This window comes from Stenotrophomonas sp. GW821-FHT01H02A (genome assembly GCF_059422145.1).
Genome location: NZ_JBWKWI010000010.1, coordinates 110,560 through 127,122 on the forward strand (window position 1 = coordinate 110,560; position 16,563 = coordinate 127,122).

13 protein-coding genes and 1 pseudogene are annotated in these 16,563 nt (G+C 67.5%); 11 read left to right on the forward strand and 3 right to left on the reverse strand.

The genetic code is table 11. The features are described from left to right. Positions 1-23: 23 nt before the first annotated feature. Positions 24-983, reverse strand: coding sequence for a cysteine synthase A (gene cysK / locus AC07WC_RS15360; RefSeq protein WP_495210765.1), 960 nt, complete (start codon positions 981-983; stop codon positions 24-26). A gap of 238 nt (positions 984-1,221) precedes the next feature. Here cysK and AC07WC_RS15365 point away from each other — a divergent pair, with 238 nt between their 5' ends. The 11 genes and pseudogenes from AC07WC_RS15365 (at position 1,222) to AC07WC_RS15415 (ending at position 14,483) form a co-directional block, all read left to right on the forward strand. Further along, positions 1,222-2,205 (forward strand): LysR family transcriptional regulator, encoded by a 984-nt coding sequence (locus AC07WC_RS15365; protein WP_495210766.1) that lies wholly within the window; start codon positions 1,222-1,224, stop codon positions 2,203-2,205. Between the two features lie 204 nt (positions 2,206-2,409). Then, positions 2,410-2,847, forward strand: a complete 438-nt coding sequence (locus AC07WC_RS15370; protein WP_495210846.1) for a hypothetical protein — start codon at positions 2,410-2,412, stop codon at positions 2,845-2,847. Positions 2,848-2,917: 70 nt separating this feature from the next. After that, the gene (locus AC07WC_RS15375; protein WP_495210767.1) at positions 2,918-4,975 is read left to right on the forward strand and encodes a TonB-dependent copper receptor; all 2,058 of its coding nucleotides are present in this window, start codon (positions 2,918-2,920) and stop codon (positions 4,973-4,975) included. Positions 4,976-5,224: 249 nt separating this feature from the next. After that, positions 5,225-6,313: an efflux RND transporter periplasmic adaptor subunit gene (locus tag AC07WC_RS15380; protein ID WP_495210768.1), complete on the forward strand. Its 1,089-nt coding sequence runs from the start codon at positions 5,225-5,227 to the stop codon at positions 6,311-6,313. Further along, positions 6,310-9,435, forward strand: coding sequence for an efflux RND transporter permease subunit (locus tag AC07WC_RS15385; RefSeq protein WP_495210769.1), 3,126 nt, complete (start codon positions 6,310-6,312; stop codon positions 9,433-9,435). The genes AC07WC_RS15380 and AC07WC_RS15385 overlap by 4 nt, the downstream gene beginning before the upstream one ends. 129 nt (positions 9,436-9,564) lie before the next feature. Beyond that, positions 9,565-11,082 (forward strand): alanine/glycine:cation symporter family protein, encoded by a 1,518-nt coding sequence (locus AC07WC_RS15390; protein WP_495210770.1) that lies wholly within the window; start codon positions 9,565-9,567, stop codon positions 11,080-11,082. Next, positions 11,075-11,914: a TrmH family RNA methyltransferase gene (locus AC07WC_RS15395; RefSeq protein ID WP_495210771.1), complete on the forward strand. Its 840-nt coding sequence runs from the start codon at positions 11,075-11,077 to the stop codon at positions 11,912-11,914. The genes AC07WC_RS15390 and AC07WC_RS15395 overlap by 8 nt, the downstream gene beginning before the upstream one ends. Positions 11,915-12,472: 558 nt before the next feature. Further along, on the forward strand, positions 12,473-13,474 hold the full coding sequence (locus AC07WC_RS15400; protein ID WP_495210772.1) for a hypothetical protein: 1,002 nt from the start codon (positions 12,473-12,475) through the stop codon (positions 13,472-13,474). Positions 13,475-13,535: 61 nt separating this feature from the next. Then, positions 13,536-13,688: an alanine:cation symporter family protein gene (locus AC07WC_RS15405; RefSeq protein ID WP_495210773.1), complete on the forward strand. Its 153-nt coding sequence runs from the start codon at positions 13,536-13,538 to the stop codon at positions 13,686-13,688. A 276-nt stretch (positions 13,689-13,964) separates the two neighbouring features. Beyond that, positions 13,965-14,329, forward strand: a pseudogene (locus AC07WC_RS15410) (alanine:cation symporter family protein); the annotation flags it as partial. 7 nt (positions 14,330-14,336) lie between these two features. Beyond that, on the forward strand, positions 14,337-14,483 hold the full coding sequence (locus AC07WC_RS15415; protein WP_495210774.1) for a hypothetical protein: 147 nt from the start codon (positions 14,337-14,339) through the stop codon (positions 14,481-14,483). 50 nt (positions 14,484-14,533) lie between these two features. Here the strand turns inward: AC07WC_RS15415 and AC07WC_RS15420 are convergent, their stop codons facing one another. Both AC07WC_RS15420 and mscL read right to left on the reverse strand, forming a co-directional pair. After that, on the reverse strand, positions 14,534-15,955 hold the full coding sequence (locus AC07WC_RS15420; protein ID WP_495210775.1) for a M28 family peptidase: 1,422 nt from the start codon (positions 15,953-15,955) through the stop codon (positions 14,534-14,536). Positions 15,956-16,131: 176 nt separating this feature from the next. Further along, the gene (gene mscL, locus AC07WC_RS15425) at positions 16,132-16,545 is read right to left on the reverse strand and encodes a large-conductance mechanosensitive channel protein MscL (RefSeq protein WP_495210776.1); all 414 of its coding nucleotides are present in this window, start codon (positions 16,543-16,545) and stop codon (positions 16,132-16,134) included. Positions 16,546-16,563: the final 18 nt, after the last annotated feature.

Below are 16,563 nucleotides of genomic sequence, written 5' to 3' on the forward strand. Positions count from 1 at the left end.
GTGCTTCCGGAGCAACGGACGGATCAGGGCAGACCGGCCAGCCAGTCGTCGTCGGAGCCTTCGTTGATGTCGGCGAACAGCGGGGTGGAGAAGTAGCGCTCGCCGGTGTCGGGCAGCATCGCCAGGATCACCGACCCCGGCGCGGCCTTGGCCGCGATGTCCAGCGCGCTGGCGGCGGTGGCACCGGCCGAGATGCCGACGAAGATGCCTTCCTCGGCCGCCAGCCGGCGCGAGGTTTCGATCGCCCGTGCATCGTCGATGGTCAGCAGTTCGTCGTAGACGCCGCGGTTGAGTACCTCCGGCACGAAGTCCGGGGTCCAACCCTGGATCTTGTGCGGCTTCCACTCATCGCCCTTGAGCAGAGCGGCGCCCTCGGGCTCGGTGGCGACGATGCGGGTCTCCGGGCGGGCAACCTTGAGCATCTCGCCGACTCCGGTCAGGGTGCCGCCGGTGCCCCAGCCGGTCACGAAGTAGTCCAGCCGCTTGCCGGCGAAATCGCGCAGGATCTCCGGCGCGGTGGTGTTGCGGTGATAGGCCGGGTTGGCCGGATTGGCGAACTGGCTGGCCAGGAACCAGCCATGCTCCTCAGCCAGTTCCTTCGCCCGGCGCACCATGCCCGAGCCACGCTCGGCGGCCGGGGTCAGGATCACCTTGGCGCCATAGGCACGCATCAATTTGCGGCGCTCGATCGAGAAGGTCTCCACCATCGTGGCCACGAACTTGTAGCCGCGCGCGGCCGCGACCATCGCCAGCGCGACGCCGGTGTTGCCGGAGGTCGCCTCCACGATCGTATCGCCCGGCTTGAGCAGGCCCTTGGCCTCCGCGTCGAGAATGATCGCCAGTGCCAGCCGGTCCTTGACCGAGCCGCCCGGGTTGAACGACTCGACCTTGGCATACACGGTGACGTGCGCGGGGGCGAGACGGTGCAGGCGCACCACCGGGGTGTTGCCGATGGTGTCCAGGATGGAGTCGTACAGGGCCATGGAGATGCTCCGGAGGTGTCGGTGCCGCCCGGGGGCCGTGCGGCGGGGAAGGGTCGGGCGGTGGCGGCGCAGGGCGCCCGCACGTGATCCGGCCCGGGGTCGGTCAGACCGTAGCGCCGGCATATGACCGCGCGAAATGACCTGATTACCTTCTTAAACAACGTTTGGTTATAAGCTGGTGACGGCATTTGCCCTACAGTCGGATGGCCCCCCTCTCCATGCGCCGTATCGCCCGCCCATGACGCTGACCCAACTTCGCTATCTGGTCGCCATCGCCGACGCCGAACTGAACATCACGCTGGCGGCGTCCCGTGTGCACGCCACCCAGCCCGGCCTGTCCAAGCAGCTCAAGCAGCTGGAGGATGAACTCGGCTTCCTGCTGTTCGTACGCAAGGGCCGCAGCCTGGAGGCGGTGACCCCGGCCGGGGTGGAAGTGATCGGCCGCGCCCGCGCCGTCCTCGGCGAAGCGAACAACATCCGTACCTATGCGGCCAACCAGCGTCGTGAAAGCCAGGGCCAGCTGGTGCTCACCACCACCCATACCCAGGCGCGCTTCGTATTGCCGCCGGCGGTGGCGCGGATCAAGCAGGCCTACCCGCAGGTCAGCGTGCACCTGCAGCAGGCGGCCGAAAGCGATGCGCTGGACCTGCTCAGCCAGGGCGATGCGGACATCGCGATCATCAGCACCGCCGGCGGTGAGCCCAATGCCGGGCTGGCGATTCCGCTGTACCGCTGGCGCCGTCTGGTGCTGGTGCCGCGCGGGCACGCGCTGGACCGTCCGGGCGCAGCGCCGGACCTGCAGGCGCTCGCCAACTACCCGCTGATCAGTTACGAGTCCTCTACCCGCGGCAGCTCGTCGCTGCAGCGCGCCTTCGCGGGCGCCGGGCTGACCCCGGACATCGCCCTGACCGCGCTCGACGCGGACCTGATCAAGACCTACGTGCGCACCGGACTGGGCGTGGGCCTGTTGGCGGAAATGGCCGTCAATGCGAGCGACGACGATCTGCGTGCGTGGCCGGCCCCGGCCCCGATCGACGAGTGCATCGCCTGGGCGGTGCTGCCGCGCGACCGCGTGCTGCGCAATTACGCGCTGGAACTGGTGCACGTGCTGGCCCCGCAGATCGATACCCGCGACCTGCGCCGGGTCATCGACGGCAACCAGGACGCGAACTGGCCGCTGCCGCCGACCTGGGAATCGCTGACGCAGACCATCACCGTCTGACGACGGTGATGGTCTGCCCGCGCATTCCCCCTCTTCCCCGCGCCGTTGGCGCGCCCCCTTCAACAGAAGAAAAGGCCACTGCGACGGTTGGTCGCAGGGTTTCGGGCTGCCCGGCCCACGGTCGGGCGCTACCATGACGGGGTGAACGTCCGCCGTCGCCCGTATGCCGTTTTTCTGCAGCTTGCCTTCGTGGCGACGCTGCTGATGGCGCTGGCGCCGCTGCTCAGCCGCTGGCAGCAGGCGCACGCCGAAGCCCCGGTGATGCTGATGCCGACCGGCATGACCCACGCGATGCCTGCGCCGCCGGATGCGCACGCGGGGCACGCCATGCCGCAGCACGACATGCAACATCACCTCATGCCGCATCACGACATGGCGATGCAGCCCATGGCGGTGGATGCCACGCCGGGTGCCCATGACGCCCCCGTGCCGTCGCCGCCGCCGATGAGCGAGCACGCCGGGCATGGCGACGCCTGCGAGTACTGCATGATGGCCTCGCGGCTGATGCCGTGGCTGGCGGTGCTGATCCTGCTGTTGCCGGCGATGCCGGTCATCGCACCGCGCGTGCTGCGCGCGGTGCCCACGCCACGCAGCCTGCGCTGGCCGGCCCACGCCGCGCGCGGCCCGCCCGCGCTCTCCTGAAACCACCGCCCTTCCTGCCCGTGTCGCCGTGATGGCGGCGCGTGCCTGCGTGCTTTTCTGGAGTTTCACCATGACTGTTTCTTCCCGCAGCGCGGGCGCACTGACGCGCCTGTCTGTTTCCCTCTCGCTGGCCCTGGTCGCGCTGCCGCTGCATGCCGCCAACGATGACGCCCGCACCCTCGATACGCTGGTGGTCACCGCCACCGCGCCGTCCTCGCCGCTGCACTGGGTCACCGATCCGCGCCTGCCGCGGCAGCCGGTGCCGGCCAGCGATGGCGCCGATTACCTGAAGACGGTTCCCGGCTTCGCCGCGGTCCGCAACGGCGGCACCAACGGCGATCCGGTGCTGCGCGGCATGTTCGGCTCGCGCCTGAACATCGTCAGCAACGAAGGCAACCTGATCGGTGCGTGTCCTTCGCGCATGGACAACCCCTTGTCCTACATCGCCCCGGAAACCTTCGACCGCTTGACCATCATCAAGGGGCCTCAGAGCGTGCGCTGGGGCGCCGGCGCCTCGGCCGGCACGGTGCGCTTCGAGCGCGATACGCCGCGTTTCGATCAGCCGGGCATGGACATCAACGCCAGTGCGCTGGTCGGCTCGCGCAACCGCAACGACCAGGTGCTCGATCTCACCGCCGGCGCCGCACCGGGCTACGTGCGCATCAACGGCAACCGCTCCGAATCGGATGACTACGAGGATGGCAACGGTGACGTGGTGCCATCCAAGTGGCGCAAGTGGAACAGCGACGTCGCGGTCGGCTGGACGCCCGATGCCGATACCGTGCTGGAGCTGTCGGCCGGCACCGGCGATGCGATCGCGCGCTACGCCGGCCGCGGCATGGACGGTGCCGCGTTCAAGCGCACCAGCTACGCCGCACGATTCGAAAAGGACAATCTGCCCGGTGCATGGGACAAGCTGCAGGCGAACCTGTACTACAACGACGCCGACCACGTGATGGACAACTACACGCTGCGCACGCCGAACCCGGCCAGCAGCATGCCGATGCCGATGGCGTCCAACGTCGATCGTCGCACCACCGGTGGCCGCATCGCCTCGGAGTGGCGCTGGCAGGACATCGCCATCGTGGCCGGCGTGGACGTGCAGGACAGCCGTCATCGCAGCCGCAACGGGATGGGGCGCAACGTGTACCGGCAGCAGCCGTGGCGCACCGACGCGCGCTTCGAGAACCTCGGTGCATTCACCGAGATCACCCTGGGCGAGGGCACCGCGCAACGCTGGGTCGGTGGCCTGCGCATCGACCGCGCCGAGGTGAAGGATGAGCGCGCCACCGCCGGCATGATGGCGATGCCGAACCCGACCGCCGGGCAGACCCGTCGCGAGAACCTCGGCAGCGGCTTCGTCCGGTTCGAGCGCGACCTCGCACCCGCGTTGACCTGGTACGCCGGCGTTGGCCACAGCGAGCGCATGCCCGACTACTGGGAACTGTTCTCGCCGGATCTCGGCCCGGTGGGCGCGATCAACGCCTTCACCGGCGTGCAGCCGGAAAAAACCACCCAGCTCGATCTGGGCCTGCAGTACCGCACCGACCGCCTCAATGCCTGGGTCTCGGCGTATGCCGGGCGCCTCCAGGACTACATCCTGTTCACCTACCGCGACGGCGGCATGATGGGCAGCACCAGCCAGGCCTCCAATGTGGATGCGCGCATCGCCGGCGCCGAGGCCGGTGCGGAATGGCAGCTGGCCCCGCAGTGGACGCTCGGCGGCACGCTGGCCTATGCCTGGGGCGAGAACCGCAGCGATGGTCGCGCCCTCCCGCAGATGCCGCCGCTGGAAGCCCGCCTCAGCACTGCCTGGGAAGGCGAACGCTGGACCGTGGGGGCGCTGGCACGTGCGGTGTCCCGCCAGGGGCGGGTCGCGGCCGGGCAGGGCAACGTGGTCGCCCGCGACCTGGGCCCCAGCGCCGGCTTCGCTACCCTGGCCTTGAACGCGGGCTACCGGGTCAACGACGCACTGCTGGTCAGCGCCGGCGTCGACAACCTGTTCGACCGCGCCTACAGCGAGCATCTGAACCTGGCCGGCAGCGCCGATTTCGGTTTCCCGGCCGATCCGGTGCGGATCAACGAACCCGGTCGCACGGCCTGGCTCAAAGTGAACTATCGTTACTGAGCACCACCGCTGGACGGGGGGCGATGCCTCCCGCCCGGCGCCGGCCGTTGCCGGGCACGACAGCCCGGCGTGGGCCGCGCATTTCGACATGCGTCGATACACGGCGATACATCCTGCGCGGGCCCCAGCACGGAAAGGCCTTCGCCCGTCACCGTCCGCTGTGAACAGCCCGGTAAACGCTTGGCACATATGCCCCGGCCCGACCCCTCTATACACTCGGCGGTCGAGAAACAACCGGGAATGGATTACATGTTGGGACGCATCGCAGCGCGCTTCGCCGCTGGCATCACCTTGGTCGCATTGGCTGGGTGTGGCAGCAAAGACGAGGCCGCTCGCCGGCAGGCAGACGCTGTACCGGTCACCACCCAGGTGGTGCGGACCTCGGCATGGAGCGACACTCTGCAGGCACTGGGTACGGCCAAGGCACGCGAATCGGTGACGGTCACCGCCAAGGTCAGCGAAATCATCGAGACGGTGCACTTCGAAAGCGGCCAGCAGGTCAGTGCCGGCACGCCGCTGGTGACCCTGCGTGGGCAGGCCCAGGAGGCCGCGCTGCTGCAGGCCCAGGCCACCTTCCTGGAAGCGGACCAGCTGTACAAGCGCCAGCGCGAACTCGCGGCGCAGCAACTGGTGGCCAGCTCCACGCTGGATACCCAGCGCGCCATCCGCGATGCCGCCGATGCACGCGTGCGTGAAATGCAGTCGGACATCGGCGATCGCCGCGTGCGTGCGCCGTTCGCCGGCGTGCTCGGCATCCGCCAGGTCAGCGCCGGCTCGCTGGTCACGCCCAGCACTGCGATCACCACGCTGGATGACATCGAGCGCATGCACGTGGACTTCCAGGTGCCCGAAGCCGAACTGGCCTCGCTGAGCACCGGCGACAAGGTCAACGCGACCAGCGTGGCCTACCCGGGCCGCAACTTCGAAGGCCAGGTCGCCACCATCGATACTCGCGTCGATCCGGGCACGCGTGCGGTCACGGTGCGCGCCGATTTCATCAATGCCGACCATGCGTTGCGCCCGGGCATGCTGCTGGATGTGCGCATGTTCCGCCCCGAGCGCCAGGCGCTGGTGATTCCTGAAATCGCCGTGGTGCAGGTCGGACGCGATTCCTATGTGTTCCGGGTCAAGCCGGACCAGGTGGTGGAGCGTGTGGACATCACCGCCGGCGCGCGCCGCAGCGGCGTGGTCGAAATCCGCGATGGCCTTACCGCCGGTGACCGCATCGTGGTGGACGGGACCGGCAAACTGCGTCCGGGCCTGAAGATCCAGGCCGACGAGGCGGCACCGGTCACCCCGGGCGCCACTGCCACGGCCGAACCGGACGCCGCCGGATGAAGCTTTCCGACGTTTCCATCCAGCGGCCGGTCTTCGCGGTCGTGATGAGCCTGCTGCTGGTGGTGCTGGGCTTCATGTCGTTCACCCGTTTGACCCTGCGCGAACTGCCGGCGATCGATCCGCCGATCGTGTCGGTCTCGGTCGATTACACCGGCGCGTCGGCGGCGGTCATCGAAAGCCGCATCACCCAAGTGCTGGAAGATGCGCTGGCCGGCATCGAAGGCATCGACACCATCAACGCGCGCAGCTCCAACGGGCGCTCGCAGGTCAGCATCGAGTTCACCTCCAACCGCGATATCGAAGCGGCCGCCAACGACGTGCGCGATGCGGTCAGCCGCGTGGCCGACCGCATGCCCGAAGAGGCGCGGCCGCCGGAAATCGCCAAGGTCGAGAGCGACGCCGATCCCATCATCTGGCTCAACATGAGCTCGACCTCGATGGACACGCTGGAGCTGAGCGACTACGCCGACCGCTACATCGTCGACCGCTTCTCCAGCCTGGATGGCGTGGCCCAGGTGCGCATCGGTGGCCGCCAGCGCTATGCGATGCGGATCTGGCTGGACCGCGACCAGCTCGCCGCACGCGGGTTGACCGTAGGCGACGTGGAAACCGCGCTGCGCAACGAGAACGTCGAACTGCCCGCCGGCCGCATTGAATCCACCGACCGCGATTTCACCCTGCGCGTGGAGCGCAACTACGTCAAACCCGAGGACTTCGCCGGCATCCCGCTGGGCAAGGGCGCCGACGGCTACGTGGTGCGTATGGGTGATGTGGCGAAGATCGAACTGGCCTCGTCCGAACGCCGTGCCTACTACCGCAGCAACGGCGAGCCGAACATCGGCCTGGGCATCGTCAAGACCTCCACCGCCAACGCGCTCGATGTCGCCCGCGAAGCGCGCGCCGAAGCCGAGCGGATCAGCAGTACGCTGCCGGAGGGCACGCGTATCTTCGTCGCTTTCGACAACACCACGTTCATTGAAGCCGCCGTCGATCGCGTGTACGCCACGCTGGTCGAGGCGATGCTGCTGGTGCTGGCGGTGATCTGGCTGTTCCTGGGCAGTTTCCGCGCGGCGTTGATTCCGGCGGTGACGGTGCCGGTCTGCCTGATCGCCGCCTTCATCGCGTTGTATGCGTTCGGCTTCTCGATCAACCTGCTGACCCTGCTCGCGCTGGTGCTGTGTATCGGCCTGGTGGTGGATGACGCCATCGTGGTGGTCGAGAACGTGCAACGCCGCATCGATCTGGGTGAACCCCCGCTGGTGGCCTCCAAGCGTGGCACCACCCAGGTCGCATTCGCGGTGATCGCCACCACGGCGGTGCTGGTCGCGGTGTTCCTGCCGGTCGGCTTCCTGGAAGGCAATACCGGACGCCTGTTCCGCGAGCTGGCCGTGGCCCTGGCCGCAGCGGTGGCGCTGTCGGCGTTCGTGTCGCTGACGCTGACGCCGATGATGGCCTCCAAGCTGCTCAAGCCGCATACCGGCCAGGCACCCAAGGGCCTGCACGGCGTCATCAACCGCAATCTGGATCGGCTGTCGGCCGCCTATGGGCGATTCCTGGAAGCGCACGTGACCCGCACCTGGATCTACATCGTGGTGATGATTCTGTCGCTGCTGGCCAGTGCGCTGCTGCTCAAGGTACTGCCGTCCGAGCTGGCCCCGGCCGAAGACCGCGGCTCGTTCCAGATCATGATCGACGGCCCGGAAGGCGCCGGCTTCGACTACACCGTCGGCCAGGTCCAGCAGGTCGAGAAGATCGTGTCCGGCTTCGTCGGCGAGGATGAGCCGATCGTGCGCGCCAACCCGCGCGTGCCCGGTGGCTGGGGCTCCAGCGAAGAAATGCATACGGGCCGGATCAGCGTGTTCCTGCAGCCGTGGCGGCAGCGCGATGTGTCCACGCCGGATGTGGCGGCCGACCTGCAGACCCACCTCAACGATCTGCGCGGCGTGCGCGTGCGCACCCAGGTCGGCGGCGGCCTGGTCCGCAGCCAGGGCCAGCCGTTCCAGATCGTGCTCGGCGGCCCGGAATACGCGGAGATCGCGCAATGGCGTGATCGCCTGCTGCTGCGCATGGCCGACAACCCCGGCCTGGTCGGTGCGGACTCGGATTACAAGGAGACCCGCCCGCAGATGCGCGTGAACATCGACCGCCAGCGTGCGGCCGACCTGGGCGTGTCGGTCACCGCGATCGGCAGCGCGCTGGAAACCATGATGGGCTCGCGCCGCGTCACCACCTTCGTCGACAACGGCGAGGAGTACGACGTGCTTGTCCAGGCCGGCCGCGAAGGCCGCGCCTCGCCGTCGGATCTGGCTGCGATCCGCGTGCGCGCCAGTGGTGGCGAACTGGTGCCGCTGTCCAACCTGGTCACGCTCAGCGAAGTGGCCGAGGCCGGCAGCCTCAACCGCTTCAACCGGCTGCGCTCGATCACGATCAACGCCGGCCTGGCCCCGGGCTATCCGCTGGGTGAAGCCATCGCCTGGGCCCAGCAGGTGGCCAGCGAAGAGCTGCCGCAGCATGCGCAGATCAGCTGGAAGGGCGAATCGCGCGAGTACCAGAACGCCGGCAGTGCCGTGCTGCTGACCTTCGCGATGGCCCTGCTGGTGGTGTTCCTGGTGCTGGCCGCGCAGTTCGAGAGCTTCATCCATCCATTGGTGATCATGCTGACCGTGCCGCTGGGCGTGCTCGGCGCGCTGCTGGGGCTGTATGTCAGCGGCGGCACGATCAACATGTTCAGCCAGATCGGCATCGTCATGCTGGTCGGCCTGGCGGCCAAGAACGGCATCCTGATCGTGGAGTTCGCCAATCAGCTGCGCGATGAAGGCCGCAACGTGCAGCAGGCCATCGTCGAATCGGCGATGGTGCGCCTGCGCCCGATCCTGATGACCTCCATCGCCACCGTGGTCGGTGCGATCCCGCTGGTGGTGGCCGGTGGGCCGGGCTCGGCCAGCCGCGGCACGATCGGCGTGGTGGTGATCTTCGGCGTGACCGTGTCCACCTTCCTGTCACTGTTCGTGGTGCCGGCGTTCTACTTGCTGCTGGCCCCGTACACGCGTTCGCCGGAGGCCGTGGCGCGCGAACTGGCCCGCCAGGAAGCGGAAACGCCCTCCGTGGGCGGGCACGCCTGACCGGAATGGGCGGCACTGCCGCCCATTCATCGAAATTGCCACTACGCAGCCCGGCGCGGATCGTGGAGAATCGACCGGGTCCCAGCCGACGGGGACGTTCCTTTTGTTTCCGCCGACTGGAGAGAGCGCGTGGAAGAAGTTGTCAGTTTCATCAACGGGATCATCTGGAGCAAAGCTCTGATCTTCCTGTGCCTTGCCGCAGGCCTGTACTTCAGCGCCCGCACCCGCTTCATGCAGATCCGTGGCTTCGTGGAGATGTGCCGGCTCACCGCGCAGGGTGAGAAATCCGAGGCGGGCGTGTCTTCGTTCCAGGCACTGGCCATGTCCATGGCCGGTCGCATGGGCATCGGCAACATCGCCGGCGTGGCCACCGCGATCGCCTTCGGCGGCCCCGGTGCGATCTTCTGGATGTGGGTGATGGGCTTCCTCGGCGCCTCGACGTCATACGTGGAATGCACCCTGGCCCAGATCTACAAGACCAAGGATGCCGAAGGCCGTTACCGTGGCGGCCCGGCGTACTACATCGAAAAGGCCATGGGCCTGAAGTGGTACGCGTTGGCCTTCGCCGTTGCGACCATCATCGCCGCCGGCTTCCTGATGCCGGGCGTGCAGGCCAATGCCATCGCCGACTGCATCATCAATGCCTGCCGCGGCGGTGCGCTGTGCGGGCCGCTGGACGGCCAGTTCATGGGCATGGAGTCGGTGCAGGCGCTCAAGCTGGGCATCGGGACCGTGGTCGCGCTGCTACTGGCCGTGGTCATTTTCGGTGGCGTCAAGCGTATCGCCAACTTCGCCGAGGTGGTGGTGCCGTTCATGGCCGCCGCCTTCATCCTGATGGCCATCGTCATCATGATCCTCAACTATGACCGCGTGCCGGACATGTTCCGCACGGTGTTCAGCAGTGCCTTCGGCGCGCATGCGGCGTTCGGCGCGATGATGGGCCTGGCGGTGGAATGGGGCGTCAAGCGCGGCATCTACGCCAACGAGGCCGGCCAGGGCACTGGCCCGCACGCGGCCGCCGCCTCGGAGGTCTCGCACCCGGCCAAGCAGGGCTATGTGCAGGCCTTCGCGATCTACTTCGACACCATGATGGTGTGCACGGCCACCGCGTTCCTGATCCTGGCGGCGGGCACCTACAACGTGTATTCGCCGGTGCCGGGTGGCGCGCCCGTGTTCGCCGGCCTGGCCGGTGTGGCCGAAGGCGCGGGGTATGCGCAGGCCGCGGTGGAAACCGTGCTGCCGGGCTGGGGCGCAGGCTTCGTGGCGATCGCGATCTTCTTCTTCGCCTTCACCACGATCATGGCCTATTACTACATGGCCGAGACCAACCTGACCTACGTCAACAACAACGCCAAGCGTCCGCTGACCGTGCTGCTGCTGCGCCTGGGCATCATCGGCATGGTGATCTTCGGTGCGTTCCACAATGCCGGCATGGCGTGGGCGCTGGGTGACATCGGCGTGGGCCTGATGGCGTGGTTGAACATCATCGCGATCCTGATCGTGCAAAAGCCGGCGATGCTGGCCCTGCGCGACTACGAACGCCAGAAGAAGCTCGGCCTGGATCCGACCTTCGACCCCGATGCCCTGGGCATCAAGAACGCCGATTTCTGGCGTACCCGCAAGCTGGAGCTGTCCCGTAGTGAATGATCCCTGGAAGAATGCGCGCCGTCCGTCCTCGCGGCCGCCGCGCGCCACGCCGCTGCCGCCCCGCGAAGGTGGCACCCCGCCGCCGCCCGGCCGTGGCAACGACGAGCTGCGCCTGTACGGCTGGAATGCCGTGCAGGCACTGTTCGAGCATCGCCCGCAGGCGCTGCGCAAGTTGTACCTGACCGAGGCGCTGATTCCGCGCATGCAGCCGGTGCTGAAGTGGTGCGTGGCCAACCGCGTCGGTTACCGCGTGGTGGAAGAGGGCGATCTGAACAAGCTCGCCGCCACCACCCATCACGAAGGGCTGGTGGCCGACGTGCTGCGCGCGCCGATGCTGGCGCTGGACGAATGGCTGGCCACGCTGCCGGCCGGGAAGCCGGTGCTGGCGCTGTGGCTGGATGGCGTGGGCAACCCCCACAACTTCGGCGCGATCCTGCGCTCGGCGGCGCACTTCGGTGTGGCCGGGCTGCTGCTGCCACCGGATTCCACCCTGGCGTTGTCCGGTGCGGCCGCGCGCGTGGCCGAAGGTGGCGCCGAGGCGGTGCCGCTGGTGCGCCTGCCGGCGCTGCCCGAGGCGATGGCGCAGCTGCGTGGTGCCGGCTTGAGCCTGGCCGCAACGCTGGTGGAGGGCGGCGATGATCTGTTCGCCGCTGAGCTGCCTTCGCGGCTGGTGTACGTGATGGGTGCCGAAGGCGAAGGCATGGACCGCGCGCTGGCCCAGGGCTGTGACCATCAGGTCTCGATTCCGGGTACTGGCGTCGTGGAAAGCCTCAACGTCGCTTCGGCGACGGCTGTCCTGTTGGCGCAGTGGTACGGACGCAGTCGCGTTTGACCACTGTGTGCGTTTTCGGGGGAGCGCGGCGTCATTCGCGCCACCCACGGTGTGATCGGTTTCACCAAAATGGTCGTGACGACAACGCTTTCGGATTAATCGCATAGTGCATGCAGTGAAATCTGCGCACAGTGCGGAGTAGACGCTGTGCTGCGTGGATGAGGAGAGACACCCTCGCAGCGCGGCGATCCGCTTGTCCGGACCGCGAAGGTCTAGCGGCTCTCACCGCGTGGGGTGTGACGTTATCCCGGTAGCCCGATCGCACTGCGACCGGGCTTTTTTTGTCCGTCGCGGAGGGATTCAGCGCTGCGCGCGGGGGGTTACCGCTCGCCGGCGCAACAGCCGCCATTCGATCAAGCGGGGTGATCGAACAAGCCATCGCGAGCTGCCTGAAATTATCGTTTTCAACAGCATTCGAGCGACATGGGGGGGGCGACTTGTGCGATTAATCACAGAACACGACATTTCAGATTTTTGCGCATTTACGTGTTCCGTCGGTCTGTGCAGGTTGGCGCGTTGGTGCACCTCTGCGCCGTGCGCGTTCTTTCGGAGATTTACATGACCTTGCCGCTGTCGCGTTCGATCCGTCTGATTCCCCTCGTCATCGCTGTCGTTGTTGGTGCTGCCGTCTGTGTACCCGGTGCGGCCCAGGCACGCAGTCTTGACGATGCCAATTTCACCGGTCCGCTCATCACTCCCAATCCTGCGGGCATCGCGCAGGGGCATCTGTATGTCGAGCCTTACCTGATCCGCGTCGACAGCCGCTCCAGCTATGACGGCGCCGGCAACCGCCATCGCAGCGCGCAGGACAGCAGCGCCTGGCTCACGGTGCTCCCGATCGTCTATGGACTCGGCGAGCGGGTTACCGTCCAGGCCAACCTGAGCGCTGTCCGGGCCGAATCGGGAGGCGCGCGCAGCAGCGGGTTCCGCGCTGGCGATACCACTGCGAGGCTGCAGTATCTGCTGCAGGCACCAAGTGCCGACGGCACCCGGCCTGCCATCTCATTGGCGTTGAGCCAGCGCTATGCCACCGGCAGCCACGACCGGATCGGCGGCAATTCGCTCAATGCGCAGGGCGATGGCGTACAGCGCACCAGCCTGGCGCTGGGCATCCAGCAGGTAGTGTGGATGCCGAATGGCCGGCCACTGCGTTGGCGCGGGCAGCTGAGCGCCAGCCCGGCACCGGCGCGCGTGGCGGTGCACGGCCACAGCGTGTACGACACTCCGGCGGGCTTCCGCGGCAGCGTCGCGCGCGGCTCCGCGCTGTCCGGTTCGCTGGGAGCGGAGTACAGCATCAACCCGCGGTGGGTCGCGGTGATGGAGGTGGCCGCCAGCCGAGAAACCCGTCGTCGCCTCATCGGCTATGCACCGGGCACTCAGGGAATCGCGCACCACATCGATGAGGTGCGCCCCGCCAGCACGAGCGTGACCTTGGCGCCTGCAATCGAATACCACTTCACGCCGAAGATTGGCCTGATCGCCGGCGTGGAATTCAGTGTCGCCGGGCGCAACAGCGGCCACTTCATCAGCCCGCAGGTGGCCTTGGGCATGTACTTCTGAACCGATCACCGCCGCCTGTGGATGCCGCCCGGCATCCCGCCGAACCGACAAGGAGTACCTCATGAGTGTGGAAGCCGTTATTGGCTGGATTTTCGGTGTGATCTGGAGCCCCGCGCTGGTTGGACTGTGTTTGCTGGCAGGCCTTTATTTCAGTGTGCGTACCCGCTTCGTCCAGTTGCGCAGGCTGCCGGACATGGTGAGGTTGATGTTTTAGTCGCTCGCTTCGGCCGCCGGCGTATCCTCGTTTCAGGCCTTGAGCATTTCCCTGTCAGTCGGGCCGGCGTGGGCAACATCGCAGGGGGCGCGATGGCCATCGCCTAGTTGGTATGCGTGCCTGTTCGCGTTGAGTACGGTGATCGGTGCCGGTCTGTTCCTGACCGGGACCCAGTCCAATGCCATCGCTGCCTCGCTCTCACATGCGTGGCAGGTGCCTGCGTGAGCCTCGGCGGCTGGGGTGGTTGTGGTGCTGTCGCTCGTGATTTTTGGCGGTGTGCGTGGCATCGCGCAGGTGACCCAGGTGGTCGTTCCGTTCATGGCCGTCGGGTACCTGCTGGTGGCCGCCATCGCGGTAGTCATCAATCTGCAGGCCGTGCCGGAGATGTTCATGCTGATCGTGCGCAGTGCGTTCGGAACGGACGTTGCGTTCGGCGACATGATCGGTGCTGCGATCATGTGGGGCGTTCGACGCGGTGTGCTGTCCAACGAAGCGGGCATGGGCATAGGGGCGCACCCTGCTGCTGCGGCGGAGGTCAGCCACCCGGTCTACAGGGACTGGTGCAGTCGTTCTCCATCTACGTAGACACGCGCATGGTGTGCAGTGCGACCGCCTTCCTGATCCTCGCCACCGGCGTCTACAACGTGCATGACCCTGCCCAGGCAGAAACAGCGGGCGGGGCGGTGCGGACAGCAGCGGGCCGGCCTGGATCCGTGCTTCGATCCCGCGCAGATCGGCATCCGCAACGCAGCGCTGTGGAAGAACATCGCCGCCGCGAAACGCCTGTCTGGCTGATGTCGCAGCAGGCGAGGGTGTGCCCACAACGGCCTCGCCCGTTGCTGGCCTTACTCGCTCGGCGGTGTGGTCGGCTTGGCTTCACTGCCGAAGCTGCCATCGGCCTCGGCGGCCAGGTAGGCAAACACGGTGTAGGCCGCTACGTTCTGCGCCAGGGCGGCCGGGTCGATCTTGTCCAAGGTATCGTCGGCGGTGTGGTGCAGGTGGAAGTAATCGCTGCCGTCCTGCGCCAGCCACGCCCACGCGCCGCCCTTGGCGGCCAGCGGACCCACGTCCGGGCCCGGGCCGCCCTTGTCGGCGGCGTACTCGATGCTGAGCGGCTTGAGCACCTCGGCGATCTGGCGGGTCGCCTCGCGCGAGTTGGCCGGGTTCGGCGAGCCGGTGTTGAAGGCATAGATGCGACCCGCGCCGAAATCGCTTTCGGCCGCGAGCTGGTGCAGCACCACGTCCTTGGCGTGGGCTTCGGCATACGCCTTGCCGCCGTACAGACCCTGCTCTTCGTTGGCGAAGGCGACCACCCGGATGGTGCGCTTGGGCGCCTGCTTGAGCTGGCCGATCAGATGGCCCGCGGCCATGGTGATGCCCACGCCCGCGCCATCATCCACCGCGCCGGTGCCCAGGTCCCAGGAATCGAGATGTCCGCCGATCACCACCACTTCCTTGGGCAGGCTGCGCCCGGTGATCTCGCCGATCACGTTGTACGAGGTGGCCTTGCCATCCCAGCCGCAATCCAGGCTGAGCTTGAGCGTGGTGCTGCCCAACGCGAGCAGCCGCGCCAGCTGGTTGGCATCGGGCACCGACAGCGCCGCCGCCGGGACCGGGGTCAGGCCTTCATCGAAGCGGGTGATGCCGGTATGCGGCACACGGTGCGAGTCAGTCCCGGCCGAACGCATCACGAAGCCGATCGCGCCCTTGCGGATCGCCTCGGACGGGCCCTTGCTGCGCACTGCACCACCGTTGCCGTAGTCGCGGCCGTCGCGGTAGGCGGTCATCTGGTAATCGACGAAGGCGATCTTGCCCTTCAGCGAGCCTTCCGGCGCGGCCTGCAGCGCGGCCAGATCGGCGAAACGCACCACCTCGGCTTCGACCGTGCCACCCGGGCTGCCGCCGAGGGCGGTGATGGTCAGCGGCTGCGCGTGCTTGCCGATGACTTCGGCGTGCTCACTGCGGCGCTCCCACTTGGGGAAGGTGACCGGCTCGGTCCAGACCTTGTCGAACCCCAGCGATTTGAACTTGGCCACGGCCCAGGCCACGGCGCGTGCGTCGGCTTCACTGCCGGCGATGCGCGGGCCGATTTCGGTGGTCAGCGACTCGACCACTTTCCAGCCGGTGTCGTCCTTGAGGGCCTGCTCGCGCAGCTCGGCAGCGGTGGCCAGCGACTTGGGCGGCAGCGTGGTGATACCGGTCGCCGCGAATGCGGGTGCGGCCAGCAGGGCGAGGGAAGATGCGATGGCAAGGACGCGGCGACGCATGGGACGAACTCCGGGAAACGGGGCGGAAGCGTCCGAGCTTACCAGCCTGCCCGGCGCGTACATGGGCGGGAGGTCATGCCCGGGCGGATGCTGATTTCCAAAAGCGAAAGCCCCGCCAGGGCGGGGCTTTCGATGGGTGCTGCCGGCCAGCGGCCGGCACTGCCCGGGTTGCCGCCTCAGTGCTTGAGGTTGTCGCGGATCTCGCGCAGCAGCAGCACTTCTTCACTCGGCGCCGCCGGGGCGGCCGGCTCGGCCTGCTTCTTGCGGGCCAGGCGGTTGATGAACTTGACCACCATGAAGATGGCGAACGCCACGATGATGAACTGCACCACGGTGTTGAGGAAATCGCCGTAGCCGATCACCACGGCCGGGATCTCCTTGCCGTCTTCGGCGATCCGCGCCGGGGCCAGGGTCCAGGCCAGCTCGGAGAAGTCCACGCGGCCGATCACCCAGCCCAGCGGCGGCATGATGATCTTGTCCACCAGCGCGGTGACGATCTTGCCGAACGCCGCACCGATGACCACACCGACCGCCAGGTCGATGACATTGCCACGCATGGCGAATTCTTTGAACTCAGTCAGTACACCCATCGGGCTCTCCTGTCGTAG

Excerpts from the sequence above, each read along its gene's own strand:
- mscL (WP_495210776.1), bottom strand. The coding sequence starts at position 16,545 with ATGGGTGTACTGACTGAGTTCAAAGAATTCGCCATGCGTGGCAATGTC.
- AC07WC_RS15400 (WP_495210772.1), top strand. The coding sequence starts at position 12,473 with ATGACCTTGCCGCTGTCGCGTTCGATCCGTCTGATTCCCCTCGTCATC.
- AC07WC_RS15375 (WP_495210767.1), top strand. The coding sequence starts at position 2,918 with ATGACTGTTTCTTCCCGCAGCGCGGGCGCACTGACGCGCCTGTCTGTT.
- AC07WC_RS15405 (WP_495210773.1), top strand. The coding sequence starts at position 13,536 with ATGAGTGTGGAAGCCGTTATTGGCTGGATTTTCGGTGTGATCTGGAGC.
- AC07WC_RS15420 (WP_495210775.1), bottom strand. The coding sequence starts at position 15,955 with ATGCGTCGCCGCGTCCTTGCCATCGCATCTTCCCTCGCCCTGCTGGCC.
- cysK (WP_495210765.1), bottom strand. The coding sequence starts at position 983 with ATGGCCCTGTACGACTCCATCCTGGACACCATCGGCAACACCCCGGTG.
- AC07WC_RS15380 (WP_495210768.1), top strand. The coding sequence starts at position 5,225 with ATGTTGGGACGCATCGCAGCGCGCTTCGCCGCTGGCATCACCTTGGTC.
- AC07WC_RS15385 (WP_495210769.1), top strand. The coding sequence starts at position 6,310 with ATGAAGCTTTCCGACGTTTCCATCCAGCGGCCGGTCTTCGCGGTCGTG.
- AC07WC_RS15365 (WP_495210766.1), top strand. The coding sequence starts at position 1,222 with ATGACGCTGACCCAACTTCGCTATCTGGTCGCCATCGCCGACGCCGAA.
- AC07WC_RS15415 (WP_495210774.1), top strand. The coding sequence starts at position 14,337 with ATGACCCTGCCCAGGCAGAAACAGCGGGCGGGGCGGTGCGGACAGCAG.
- AC07WC_RS15370 (WP_495210846.1), top strand. The coding sequence starts at position 2,410 with ATGGCGCTGGCGCCGCTGCTCAGCCGCTGGCAGCAGGCGCACGCCGAA.